Here is an 11,877-nt window from a genome sequence, read left to right as displayed (position 1 = left end):
CCTCGTCACTTTTTCTTGGTACAGCCTTTCCTGGGGCAGCTTGCTGGGCCTGGTGGGTTGCCTGTTGCCGCTCTCCCAACCGGCCGTCGCCCAGAGCCAGTCCCAGGCCCAGAACTGCCCATGCAGCTGCGCCCAGCCGAGCCTGGGGCTGATCGGGCCCGATGGCCTGTGTCAGTGTTCCTGCGCCTCAGTGCCGATTCCAGGCATCAGCGAGGAAACCCTGGCCGGGCCACCCAAGCCCCCCAAGGCAGGTGGCCCAGAGCCCACCTGGAACGTGGAACCGGGCTTTGATGACGGCTTTGGTGATGGCTTCGGTGATGGTTTCGGCGGGCCTTTTGGGGGTGGCTGGTGGTGAGTTCACCAGAGCTCCAGCAGGTGGGGCAGCATGCCCGCACTGCGAAAACCCTCGATCAGCTCAATGATCGCTGCAATCCAGATAAACCAGATGTCGCTGAGGATATGGCGCCTAAATAGGCGTGGATTGCTGCTCCAGCTGGCCGGCTCGCTGTAGAGCTCCAGCCGCGGCCAGAACCGCGGCACCCTTTGCCGGTATTGCCGGTAGGCATCGCCAAACAGCTCCTCGAGCCGGCGCTCTTCCCTGGCCATGATCCCCGGGTAATAGAGCCCGAAGATCGCCAGAAACAGCAGCGGGTAGGTGAGCGTTTCGGTGGTGAGTCCCACCCCCAGCAGGCCGATGCAGCTGAACACGTAGAGGGGATTGCGGCTGATCGAGTAGGGGCCTTCACTCACCAGCTGACCGTCCTTGCGGCCCGAGATGAAGAACGAGCTCCAGATCCTGCCTGCGGCTCCAACGGCAGCCAGGGCCAGACCGATGCTGAAGAGGAATATGGCAACGGGCTCCTGATGGAGCTCCCAGCGGCTCTCGGTCAGTGCCACCACCAGAAAGGCCAGCACCGCTATCAATCGCGACAGTCCGGTGCGCTGCTGCTCCCACCAGGTCTTACCTGAGGGTTGGGCTTCCGATCCCATGGCACATCCACGCCTCTCCCTGTTCTACTCTCTCTCTCTCCAGGCGCATAAGAGTTTGCGGAAAAACCACACGTCGAGTTCGTTTTCCCCAGGCAAAAGTTGATTTCTTGCTGATTTCATCTTTCAGCGCAGTTCCAAAGTGCTGGATGAGGCCCGGTTGGGCAGTTTTTGAGGCTTTTGGCCATGCAATTGGCCACACCTCTGGGCAAAGCGCTGCTCACGCTGCCTCCACCGCCGCGGGACGGAGCAGATTGCCGAGGTGGATCAGGTTTTAGGCGATCACGTGCAGACCGAACACTGCAGCGACCTTTTCGGTGCCGCGCAGTTTGAACTGACGCAGTCCACCCCACTGCTACTCCTGAGGAGAAGACTTCGTCTAGACCCAGGCAAACACCTTCTCGATGCCCCGGCGGGCATTGATCGACTTGGCATAGCCCTCGTGGCGGGTGGTGCGCCCGTCAAAGGCGGAGCCGCCTGCGCGAGCGGTGTTCTGGGCCACGTGGGGCGAGATGCCGATGCGACGCATCTCAGTGACAAAGCCCTTGGTGTCGTACCCCTTGTCGGCGCCAACAGTCTTCTGGTGGGCACTGCTTTGGTGACGTGGCAATCGACGATCAGGGCATGGCGGTTGTCCATGAGCACTTGGCCCCGATAACTCGGAAGAGCCGGGTGAGCCTTGGACTTGCGCGCCAGCAGTGCGTCTGGATCCGTCGTTGAGCGGTGGGTCTTGTTGCTGAGCTTGATGCCGCGGAAACTACCCTTGGCTCGTTTCTTGCGTTCCTTGGGAACCCAGAACCCTCACTTGGGCCTAATGGCGGCGGCGGTGGGTCCTGCTGACCGTCGGCCCGCTCAAGTGAGGCATAGGAGGTGGGCCGCTTCCTGGATTCGCTCAGAGCGGCTTTTGCTCGAGCAGCTCCACTACAACCTGCTATACCGCTGGTTTGCCGGCCTCAGCCCCGACGATGGGCGTCCCTCCTCCTGAACGCTTGCTATCGGGCTGAACGCTTGCTATCGGGTTTTGATCGCTGAAACAAGCTGCACTTGAGTCGATCTTGCTTTTTCAGGAGTCCCCAATTAAGGCATGGGCTTGCCATAATTCTCGAAAATGTTAAAATAGTAATCGAATATTGAGGACACTGTGTCTTTAAAGGCCCAGCGCGTGCTCGGACTTGATGCCATCCGTGCGATTTGCGCTTTCTTTGTTTTGGTTGGGCACACCAGCTCACCGCCTCCTCTCCTGGGGGGACTGGATGAATCCAACCTGATTGCAAAAGTTTTTGCTGGAATTTATAATAATTTATGGACCGGACCAGCCGCTGTCATTGTCTTTTTTGTTATTTCTGGGTTCTGCATTCACTATCCTTACTCGCGCTCTTTGAATATTTCTTCGCTTAAAGTCTATGTCGTGCGTCGCTACCTGAGAATAGGAATTCCGCTGATCTTTGCAATTGCCATATCCATCGCCCTCAATGTTAACCTTAGTCTGTTTAATGATAGCATTCTCTGGAGCTTGGTTGCTGAATTAGTTTACTATGGATTGTATCCTGCTTTGCTCGCTGGCCGTCGCAAACTCAATGGATGGACTCCTCTTATCTTTGGTTGTGTTGTCTTAGCTCTTGCTCTAGCATCATCTAACCCTACGGCAGTGAACTATCCGTCTTTTGGAAATCAGCTTAATTGGGTAATCGGTTTACCCTGCTGGCTGACTGGCTGTTGGTTGGCCGAAAGAGTCAGCAATAGTGAATTGCCTGTCGCTCCATCATCAAGGTCCATTTGGATTTGGCGCATGTCAATCTGGGGCTTGGCCACAGCATGCTCAATTCTACGTTTTCATTCTCCAATTGGATACCCTTGGACCTTAAATCTTTTTTCCGTTGCTGTGGTTTTCTGGCTCGCGCAAGAAATTTCCCGTTGCATGAGTGCTCCTTCCCCCGGCTGGTTAGAATGGGGCGGGAAATGGAGCTATTCTATATATCTGATCCATTTGCTGGCCTTTCCAGTTTATTCCAGCTTAAATCTTCCAAACTTCGGATTCTTTTTCAACTGGACATTTGAAGTATTCTTTGCGCTACTTTGTAGTTATATTTTTTATCTTATAATTGAATATCCGAGTCACCTAACTGCGCGAGCGGCGGGAGCTCTCGTTTCGAAGGAAATGCGGCTTCCAACTAATTTTATAAGGCTGAAATAATTATGAAATTTTTTCTGTATTTAATCGGGCGCAATTGCGTCGCGGCCAAGTTGATGCGATCTGGTTAACGTCTTACTAGTTTGTTGAAAACCTGCGCGCAATCAGGTGGAAAGCGTGAGATTTTGAGACTGCCGTGATTCTGCTACTTGAAGCGCAGGTCAAAAACCCCGAGAAGTTTAATTCTCTTGCCTATCCTGCTCTTGCTTCGGGCAATCGGATGTCCAGACGGTTTTTCAGCAAATTCATTAAGTTGCAGCAGACCGAGGAATCCGACGGCGGAAGCCTGAGCTCGATCCCCAGCACCTCGGTGAGCACAGCGTGGTGGCGGATTACAGACAAGTTTCAGCACCAGATCCTGCCTGCGGCGCCGACGGCAGCCAGGGCCAGGGCGATGCTGAAGGAAAATATGGCAACGGGCTCCTGATGGAGCTCCCAGCGGCTCTCGGTCAGTGCCACCACCAGAATGGCCAGCACCGCTATCAATCGCGACAGTCCGGTGCGCTGCTGCTCCCACCAGGTCATACCTGCGGGTTGGGCTTCCGATCCCATGGCACATCCACGCCTCTCCCGTTCCTACTCCCCCCCTTGAGAGCCCCTGGGGCCCCTGGCCAGCCCCGATACGCTGGCCTTGCTGCTCTGCTGACGCCTGGGGCCATGGGTTTTTTCGAAGTGTTCTGGCACGGCGAAGCCATCGGCGATGGCAGCGATCTCGATGAAGCCCTCACCGCCTATCTTGCCGTCCAGCCGGAGGAGGGCAGCTGGGCCGCTGCCTGTGCTGCCGCCCAAGCCCAGCCCTGCGTGCGGCGTTACGCCTCCTTTGAGGCCTATCTCGACAATGCCGACGAACTGGAAACCATTCCGGTGACGGCAGCCATGATCGAGGCGGCGCTGTTGCCGATTATTTAGCTGATTACGTAATTTCCGAGCCTGGTCGCTCAGGCATGGACCACCGGGATGGCCTCCAGCCGCGTGGTGGCAGCCCCCGACAGCTGTGAACGCCGCATTTGCCAGGGGGTGTGCAGGCCGGCAGCGGCCCACTGGATCGTGCCGCTGCCGTAGTGGCGGTTGAGGCGGTCGATGGTGGCCATCAGGGCCGTACGCCGCCGCTGCTGCTCTGGCGGCAACGGCACCAGCAGGTGGTGTTGCAGGGTCGCTTCATCCTGCAGCTCCTGCATCAGCACGCCGGCCTTCTGCAGTGGTTTATGGGGCCGGAACAGCTGCTGCACCAGGGGCAGGGCCGCCTGCAGCAGCACGGCCGTGTCGTTGCTGGCAACCGGCAGGATCACGGTGGCGCCGTTGCTGTAGAAACTGGTGCCGTTGAAGGGGCTGCTGCGCACGAACACCGTGACGGCCCCCGCCCGTTGCCGCTGGCGTCGCAACTTCTCCGCCGCCCGGCTCAAGTAGGTGGCGATCGCCTCCTTCAGCTGCGCCTGGCTGGTGATCGGCTGGCTGAAGCTGCGGCTCACGCAGGTTTCCCGCTTGGCGGGCGGCACCAGCTCCAGGGGCAAACAGGCGTGGCCGCGCAACTCCTGCTGCAGGCGCACACCCACCACGCCGCAGCGGCGCCGCAGTTCGCCGCTGGGCATGTCGCGCAGGGCGCGGGCATGGCTGATACCCCGCAGCCGGCACCAGCGGGAGAGCTGGCGGCCGATGCCCCACACGTCTTCGATGGCGATCGCTTCGAGCTGGCGATCTGGATCGGCGCTGCTGCTGAAGTCGAAGACGCCCCCTTCCGCTGGGCTGGTTTTGGCGATTTTGTTGGCCAGCTTGGCCAGCACCTTGGTGGGGGCGATGCCCACTGCCACCGGCAGCCCCAGCCGGCGTTGCACGTCGCGGCGCAGCTGGCGGCCCCAGTCGCCCAGGTCACCGCTGCCCGCCGGCCGCTTTAAGCGGCCGAAGGCCTCATCGATTGAATAGATCTCCAGCACCTCCACCCACTCCTCCAGCACGGCCATTAGCCGCTGGCTCAGGTCGGCATAGAGGGCGTAATTGGAGCTGCGAACCACCACGCCCTGGCGTTCCAGTTCCCGCCGCACCTGGAAGTAGGGCTGGCCCATGCGAATCCCCAGGGCCCGGGCTTCGGCGCTGCGCGACACGACGCAGCCGTCGTTGTTGGAGAGCACCACCAGGGGCCGGCCGAGCACGGCCGGATCCAGCAACGCTTCGCAGGAGGCGTAGAAGTTGTTGCCGTCGATCAGCACGATGGCGTCACGCCCCATGGGTGCGGATCACGTGCAGGGCCACCCCCCAAATCTGCGGGCGGCCAGAGGGGGCCAGCTCCAGGGGCGGATAGGCGGGATGGGCGGCCTCCAGGCGCAGCCGGCCCCGGTGCCGCACCAGCAGCTTAAGGGTGAAGCCTCCCTCAAGCCAGGCCACCACCACCTGGCCCGCCCGGACCTCTAGGCCCCGATCCACGATCAGCAGGTCGCCGTGGCTGATGCCGGCCCCCTGCATCGACTCGCCACTCACCCGCAGCAAGACCGTGCTGGCGGGACAGCGGATCAGCTGGGTAGCGAGAGTGGTGGAGGAGAGATTGGTGGAGGGGAGACTGGTGGCAGGGCTGTCGGGGGCCAAGGGGGCGCCGCAAACCCGATCAGCTTAGTTCATGCGTACCAGCTTCTCGCTGCCGGCGGCTGCGAAGGGCGATACTGACCTGCTGGCCCCAGCCTGATGGCTTGATCCGCAGTGCTTCCGTCCGCCGTTGCAGCTTGGATCGCCGGATCAGGCTCGCTGCTGGTGTTATTTCTGCTGCTGCACCTGGCCGGGCTAAGCCTGGCCCTGCTGCAGCCGCCGGCGTTTGAGGCCTATGCCATCGCCCTGCACCAAAGCCCCTGGTTGCTCCCGGCAGAAGGGCTGCTCAGCGCGGCCCTGCTGGGCCACCTGGGGCTGACCGCCTGGAAGCTGGTGGCCAATCGCCATGCGGGCAATCGATCGGTGCTGGTCTCGCGGCGAGCCGATCGCTGGGGGGCCTGGGCGGCCCGCAGCCTGCCCCTCAGCGCCGGAATTCTGCTTCTGTTCCTGGCGGTGCACCTGGTCCAGTTGCGCTGGCCCCGGCCCCCGGCTGGGCTGGAGCTGGCCCGACTGCTCGAGCTGCTCGGCCAGCCCTGGTGGGCCCTTCTCTATGGGGCAGCAGGCCTGGCGGCGGGCCTGCACCTGCTGCATGGAGCGGAGGCGGCCCATCGCAGCCTGGGCCTGCTGAATCCGGGCAATGGCCGGGCCATCCGCACGGCTGGGCGGGCGGTGGCGCTGCTGCTGGGCAGCGGCTTTCTGCTGGTGGCGCTGCTGCTGAACGGGCGGGCCGTGGGGTGGCTGGCATGAGCGGCCTGCCCGATCCGCGCCTGCCCACCGGGCCCCTGGCCACGGCCTGGCGCCGCAGCCGCGATGGGCTGCCCCTGATCAGCCCGCTGCGCAAGCGCCAGCTGCGGATCGTGGTGGTGGGCAGCGGCCTGGCCGGATCGGCCGCGGCGGCCAGCCTGGCGGAGCAGGGCTACCAGGTGCAGCTGGTCACCTTCCACGACAGCCCGCGGCGGGCCCATTCGGTGGCCGCCCAGGGGGGTATCAATGCCGCCAAGAACTACGCCAACGACGGTGACAGCGTCGAGCGCCTGTTTGCCGACACGCTCAAGGGGGGAGACTTTCGGGCCCGGGAGGCCGGTTGCTACCGCCTGGCCGAAATCAGTGGCGCGATCATCGACCAGTGCGTTGCCCAGGGGGTGCCCTTTGCCCGGGAATATGGCGGCACCCTGGCCAACCGCAACTTCGGCGGCTCCCTGGTGAGCCGCACCTTCTACGCCCGCGGCCAGACCGGTCAGCAGCTGCTCTATGGCGCCTACCAGGCCCTGATGCGCCAGGTGGCGGCGGGTCGGGTGGAGTTGCTCACCCGGCGCGAGATGTTGGAGCTGGTGACCCAAGCCGGGGTGGCCCGCGGGGTGGTGTGCCGCAACCTGCTCAGCGGCGAGCTCGAGACCTACACCGCCAATGCCGTGGTGCTGGCCAGTGGGGGCTACACCAACGTCTACTACCTCTCCACCAACGCCCTCAAATCGAACGCGAGTGCGATCTGGCGGGCCCACCTGGAGGGGGCGTTGTTTGCCAACCCCTGTTTCACCCAGATCCATCCCACCTGCATTCCCAGCGGGGATGCCTACCAGAGCAAGCTCACCTTGATGAGCGAGAGCCTGCGCAACGACGGCCGGGTCTGGTTACCGCTCAAAGCTGGCGACCGCCGCCCGCCGGATCAGATTCCGGAAGCCGAGCGCGATTATTTTCTCGAGCGCCAATATCCCAGCTACGGCAACATGGTGCCTAGGGATGTGGCCTCCAGGCGGGCCCGGGAGCTCTGCAATGGGGGCCATGGGGTGGGGCCGGGCGGCCGCTCGGTCTACCTTGATTTCCATGACGCCATTGCCAACCAGGGCTCCGAAATCATTGAAGCCCGCTACGGCAATTTGTTTGAGATGTATCAGCGGATCACCGGGGATGATCCAATGGCCGCACCGATGCGCATCTATCCCGCCCCGCACTACACCATGGGCGGTCTGTGGGTGGACTACCACCTGATGAGTTCAATTCCGGGCCTGTTTGTGCTCGGTGAGGCCAACTTCTCCGAGCATGGGGCAAACCGACTCGGTGCCAGTGCCCTGATGCAGGGCCTGGCCGATGGATATTTCATCGCTCCAGCCACCGTGACAGCCTGGCTGGCCGAGCAGGGGGCCACGGCGATTGGCCCAGATGATCCCGCTGTCCGGGAGGCCTGTCTGGAAGCGGGCCAGCGGGCCCAAGGGCGGATCGACGCCCTGCTGGCGGTGGCCGGCACCAGGCCGGTGGACAGCTTCCATCGGGCCCTGGGCCAGCTGATGCTGGAGCACTGCGGCATCAGTCGCAGTGCCGCGGGATTGGGGGCCGGCCTGGCAGCGGTGGCCGAGTTGGAAGCCCAGTTCCAGCGCGACCTGCGGGTGCCAGGCGGCGCCCATGAGCCCAATGGGGAGCTGGAGAAGGCCCTGCGGCTGAGTGATTTCTTCGGCCTGGCCCAGCTGATGCTGCGCGATGCCTTAGCCCGGGAGGAATCCTGCGGGGCCCATTTCCGCGAGGAGCACCAGAGCTCCGGGGGCGAAGCCGTCCGCGACGATCAACACTTCGCCCACATCGCAGCGTGGGAACACCGGCCGGGCGCCGATCCGATCCGGCATCAGGAACCCCTGAGCTTCAGCCTGCTCCAGCCGAGCACCCGCAACTACCAATGAGTGGTCTGATTTCCCTCACCCTGCGGATCTGGCGCCAGCGCAGCCCCGACTCGCCTGGTGCCTACGCCAACTACAGGCTGGAGCAGGTTTCAGCCGATCTCTCCCTGCTCGAGGCGCTGGATCTGCTCAATGAACAGCTGATCAGCGCCGGGGAGAGGCCGGTGGGCTTTGAGCACGACTGCCGCGAAGGGATCTGCGGCAGCTGTGGCTTTCTGGTCAACGGTCAGGCCCACGGCCCCCAGGCGGCCACCACGGTGTGCCAGCTGTATCTGCGCCGCTTCAACGATGGCGACACCCTGGTGCTCGCGCCCTGGCAGGCGAAGGCCTTTCCCCCGATTCAGGATCTGGTCGTGGATCGCAGTGCCCTTGATCGCCTGATCGAAGCGGGGGGCTTCTGCTCGGTGAACACCGGCAATGCCCCGGATGCCAATGCCATTTTGGTCGGCCGCGACCAGGCGGCTTCAGCCTTTGAAACCGCCACCTGCATCGGCTGCGGCGCCTGCGTGGCCAGTTGCCGCAACGCCTCGGCCAATTTGTTTGTAGCCGCCAAGCTCGCCCATCTTGCCCAGCTGCCCCAGGGCCAGCCCGAGCGGGCCGCCAGGGCAGAAGCGATGCAGCAGCAGATGGGGCGCGAAGGCTTCGGCAGCTGCAGCAACCAGCTTGAGTGTGAGGCGGTGTGCCCCAAGCAGATTTCCGCCGATTGGATCAGCTGGATGCACGGCGAGCGGCGGCGGGCTGCTGGAAGCGGCGGATGAACTGGGCCAGGGGCATGGGCCCACAGCGCCGCTGCCAGCCCAGCCCTTCCGGATAGCGCCGCCAGCAGGAGATGCGGCTGCCGCGCCGGTCTAGGCAGAGCAGGTAGCGATAGCTGGCGGCAGGGGCATCGCGGCTGGCCAGGGGCCCCAGGGGCTCGAATACAGCCTGGAGGTCGTGCCAGCTCTTGGGCGGCCGGCCGCTGGCCCGCAGCGGTGAGCCCAGCAGGCTGGCCAGGTGCTGGGGGAAACCCCCATCGGGGAGCCACCAGTTGCCCTGGCGGCTGTGCTGGGTATCGAGCAGGGAGATCAGGGCGCTGCAGGCCATGGGCAGGGAAGGGGTTGGCCCTTCTCCAGTGCCCGGCCTGTCTCAGTAGGTGGTCTCCATCTGCCTCAGGCGGGTCTCCATCCGTCTCAGACGGTGGCCTCCATGTGGCGCATCAGGTCGAGACACTTGCAGCTGTAGGCCCACTCGTTGTCGTACCAGGCCACCAGCTTCACGAAGGTGTCGCTCAGGGCGATACCCGCATGGGCATCAAATACAGAGGTGCAGCTTTCGCCAACGAAATCAGTGCTCACCAGCTGGTCTTCGGTGTAGCCCAGGATGCCGGCCATGGCACCCACGGAGGCGGCCTTCATGGCGGCCTTGATCTGGTCATAGCTGGCCGGTGTGGCCAGATTCACGGTCAGGTCCACCACCGATACATCCGGAGTGGGCACCCGGAAGGCCATGCCGGTGAGCTTGCCGTTGAGCTCGGGAATCACCCGGCCCACGGCCCTGGCCGCACCGGTGGAACTGGGGATGATGTTCTGGGCTGCGCCGCGGCCGCCGCGCCAGTCCTTCACCGAAGGGCTATCGACGGTTTTCTGGGTGGCAGTGGTGGCGTGCACCGTGGTCATCAAGCCACTGACGATGCCGAAGTTGTCATGCACCACCTTGGCCATCGGCGCCAGGCAGTTGGTGGTGCAGCTGGCGTTGGAAACCACGTCTTGGCCGGCATAGCTACTGTGATTGACGCCCATCACAAACATCGGCGTGTCGTCCTGGGAGGGGGCACTCATCACCACCCGCCTGGCACCGGCGTTGATGTGGGCGCGGGCGGAGGCGTCGGTGAGGAAGAAGCCGGTGCTCTCCAGCACGTAGTTGGCCCCGACATCGCCCCAGTTGAGGTTGTTGGGGTCCCTTTCGGCACTGATCCGGATAGGGCGGCCATTGACCACCAACTGGTCGTTCTCCACCCGCACATCCCCTTGGAAGCGGCCGTGGCTGGAGTCGTAGCGGAGCATGTAGGCCAGGTAGTCGCGATCAATCAGGTCGTTGATACCCACCACTTCCACATCCGCCAGCGTGACCGCCCGGCGGAAGGCGAGCCGGCCGATGCGGCCGAAACCATTGATGCCGATGCGGATAGTCATCGCGGTGCTCCTGAAATCCTGGGGCGAATGGTTGCCCGTCACCTTACGGGGCCCGTCAGCCCAGGGCCTGCTTCATGGCCGCCAGGCCAAACACCAGAAACAGGCCGCCACTGAGCCGGTAGAGCAGCCGCTCATCAACCCGCTGGCCAATCCACTTGCCGGCCCCCACCGCCAGCCAGGTCACCAGGGCATGGCCCAGCAGGGTGCCGGCTAGCAGCCCGGCAAAGCTGAACACCTGGGCCGGTGCGGTGGCCATGAAGATCGTTGTGAACTGGGTGCGGTCACCCAGCTCGGCCACAAACACCAGCACAAAGGCTTCCCAAATCACCGCCCAGGCGGTGACGCCCACCCCGCCGGTTTCGGCCGCGTTGATCGCCTCCTCCGCCTGCTCCGCTTCGGCGCTGGCCGCATTCGCCGCCATGGCCTGGGCATCGATCAGCAGCTTGAGGCCGAAGCCCAGAAACAGGGCGGCCGCCAGCCAGGGCACCACGCTCTGGGGTAGCAATTCCCGCAGGCCGTAGCCCAGCGCCAGGGAGATCAGGGTGACGGCTGTCAGGGCGGCGAAGGCCCCCACAAACACCCAGCGGGCCCGGTGGCGCACCGCCAGGATCAGCGCCATGAAGAAGGTCTTGTCCCCCAGCTCTGCCAGGGAGATGGCGGCGAGGCTGGAGCCGAAGGCCGCCAGGCCGGGATCTGCGCTGAGGGGGTTAGCCATGCACCACAACTAACCCAGCGCCCAAGCGGAAAGCATGTATGAGGCAAACCGACAGATATGTTGATCGACTAAAAATTAGCGTGATAACACCAATCTCTGCTGTCATCCTTTAGCTTTTCTATGAAAGTCAAGTTTGGCAAAAGAGGTAGATTTGTGAGCAGATCTGAGGCAAAAATTCGATCGGCTTTTGGCAGACTGGAAACCAATTTCGAGAGGTTTTTCTTTAAGAATCCTAAATATAGGCTTTTTGGGGCTTCAGGATTATCAATTAGTGTAGAAATTTGATACTCCCGATTTGTCAATATATAGCTTAAAACTTTTCGCAATGAAGGCATCCATAGATCATGAAAGCCAATCACGCCTCCTGGAGCCAACTTCTTGTCAACCAACACAAACTCAAGTAGCGTTAGGTCAAAAATATGAGAAGCATCAATGAATGCAAATTGGATCTCAGGCAAGCCTGGAATAACATTTTCAGCGAATGTTTCGTGAAATTGAAAGTAGGATTCCAAGCCGGCCCTTCGAACCATTTCCAATCCGGCGTTACCAAATTGTGACTGGAATGGATCT

14 protein-coding genes and 2 pseudogenes are annotated in these 11,877 nt (G+C 62.4%); 7 read left to right on the top strand and 9 right to left on the bottom strand.

Translation table 11 applies throughout. The features are described 5' to 3' along the window. The coding region (locus KBZ07_RS09400) for a hypothetical protein (RefSeq protein WP_254931369.1) at positions 1-355 on the top strand (355 nt) is incomplete at its 5' end. Between the two features lie 2 nt (positions 356-357). Here the strand turns inward: KBZ07_RS09400 and KBZ07_RS09395 are convergent. Then, a complete protein-coding gene (locus KBZ07_RS09395; protein WP_254931368.1) occupies positions 358-990 on the bottom strand; it encodes an isoprenylcysteine carboxylmethyltransferase family protein in 633 nt (210 codons plus the stop codon). A gap of 274 nt (positions 991-1,264) precedes the next feature. Continuing rightward, positions 1,265-1,856, bottom strand: a pseudogene (locus tag KBZ07_RS09390) (IS5/IS1182 family transposase); the annotation flags it as partial. A gap of 17 nt (positions 1,857-1,873) precedes the next feature. Here KBZ07_RS09390 and KBZ07_RS09385 point away from each other — a divergent pair. Further along, a pseudogene (locus KBZ07_RS09385) lies at positions 1,874-1,954 on the top strand (transposase); the annotation flags it as partial. 195 nt (positions 1,955-2,149) lie between these two features. Beyond that, positions 2,150-3,181 carry an acyltransferase gene (locus tag KBZ07_RS09380; protein ID WP_254931367.1) on the top strand — a complete coding sequence of 344 codons (1,032 nt, stop codon included), beginning with the start codon at positions 2,150-2,152 and terminating at the stop codon, positions 3,179-3,181. 342 nt (positions 3,182-3,523) lie between these two features. On the opposite strand, the gene KBZ07_RS09375 is transcribed toward KBZ07_RS09380, so the two are convergent. After that, positions 3,524-3,730, bottom strand: coding sequence for a hypothetical protein (locus KBZ07_RS09375; protein WP_254931366.1), 207 nt, complete (start codon positions 3,728-3,730; stop codon positions 3,524-3,526). 105 nt (positions 3,731-3,835) lie between these two features. Here KBZ07_RS09375 and KBZ07_RS09370 point away from each other — a divergent pair, with 105 nt between their 5' ends. After that, positions 3,836-4,087, top strand: coding sequence for a hypothetical protein (locus tag KBZ07_RS09370; protein WP_254931365.1), 252 nt, complete (start codon positions 3,836-3,838; stop codon positions 4,085-4,087). Positions 4,088-4,116: 29 nt separating this feature from the next. On the opposite strand, the gene KBZ07_RS09365 is transcribed toward KBZ07_RS09370, so the two are convergent. Then, positions 4,117-5,400 (bottom strand): Y-family DNA polymerase, encoded by a 1,284-nt coding sequence (locus tag KBZ07_RS09365; RefSeq protein WP_254931364.1) that lies wholly within the window; start codon positions 5,398-5,400, stop codon positions 4,117-4,119. After that, positions 5,390-5,755 carry a LexA family transcriptional regulator gene (locus tag KBZ07_RS09360; protein ID WP_254931363.1) on the bottom strand — a complete coding sequence of 122 codons (366 nt, stop codon included), beginning with the start codon at positions 5,753-5,755 and terminating at the stop codon, positions 5,390-5,392. Before KBZ07_RS09360 ends, KBZ07_RS09365 begins: the two co-directional genes overlap by 11 nt. 111 nt (positions 5,756-5,866) lie before the next feature. Here KBZ07_RS09360 and KBZ07_RS09355 point away from each other — a divergent pair, with 111 nt between their 5' ends. From KBZ07_RS09355 to KBZ07_RS09345, 3 genes are read left to right on the top strand one after another with little or no spacing between them, the layout of a single operon-like run. Next, a complete protein-coding gene (locus tag KBZ07_RS09355; protein WP_254931362.1) occupies positions 5,867-6,499 on the top strand; it encodes a succinate dehydrogenase in 633 nt (210 codons plus the stop codon). Next, on the top strand, positions 6,496-8,424 hold the full coding sequence (locus KBZ07_RS09350; protein WP_254931361.1) for a fumarate reductase/succinate dehydrogenase flavoprotein subunit: 1,929 nt from the start codon (positions 6,496-6,498) through the stop codon (positions 8,422-8,424). The genes KBZ07_RS09355 and KBZ07_RS09350 overlap by 4 nt, the downstream gene beginning before the upstream one ends. Next, a complete protein-coding gene (locus KBZ07_RS09345; RefSeq protein WP_254931360.1) occupies positions 8,421-9,179 on the top strand; it encodes a succinate dehydrogenase/fumarate reductase iron-sulfur subunit in 759 nt (252 codons plus the stop codon). The genes KBZ07_RS09350 and KBZ07_RS09345 overlap by 4 nt, the downstream gene beginning before the upstream one ends. On the opposite strand, the gene KBZ07_RS09340 is transcribed toward KBZ07_RS09345, so the two are convergent. The 4 genes from KBZ07_RS09340 to KBZ07_RS09325 form a co-directional block, all read right to left on the bottom strand. Continuing rightward, positions 9,130-9,504, bottom strand: a complete 375-nt coding sequence (locus tag KBZ07_RS09340) for a hypothetical protein (RefSeq protein WP_254931359.1) — start codon at positions 9,502-9,504, stop codon at positions 9,130-9,132. The two genes, KBZ07_RS09345 and KBZ07_RS09340, sit on opposite strands and share 50 nt — an antisense overlap. Before the next feature lie 86 nt (positions 9,505-9,590). Then, positions 9,591-10,592 (bottom strand): type I glyceraldehyde-3-phosphate dehydrogenase, encoded by a 1,002-nt coding sequence (gene gap, locus KBZ07_RS09335; protein ID WP_254931358.1) that lies wholly within the window; start codon positions 10,590-10,592, stop codon positions 9,591-9,593. 55 nt (positions 10,593-10,647) lie between these two features. Next, on the bottom strand, positions 10,648-11,307 hold the full coding sequence (locus KBZ07_RS09330; RefSeq protein WP_254931357.1) for a TMEM165/GDT1 family protein: 660 nt from the start codon (positions 11,305-11,307) through the stop codon (positions 10,648-10,650). A gap of 68 nt (positions 11,308-11,375) precedes the next feature. Further along, on the bottom strand, positions 11,376-11,877 hold a 502-nt coding region (locus tag KBZ07_RS09325; protein WP_254931356.1), incomplete at its 5' end, for a class I SAM-dependent methyltransferase.

Source organism: Cyanobium sp. BA20m-14 (assembly GCF_024346295.1).
This window is presented reverse-complemented; position numbering and strand designations above follow the sequence as displayed.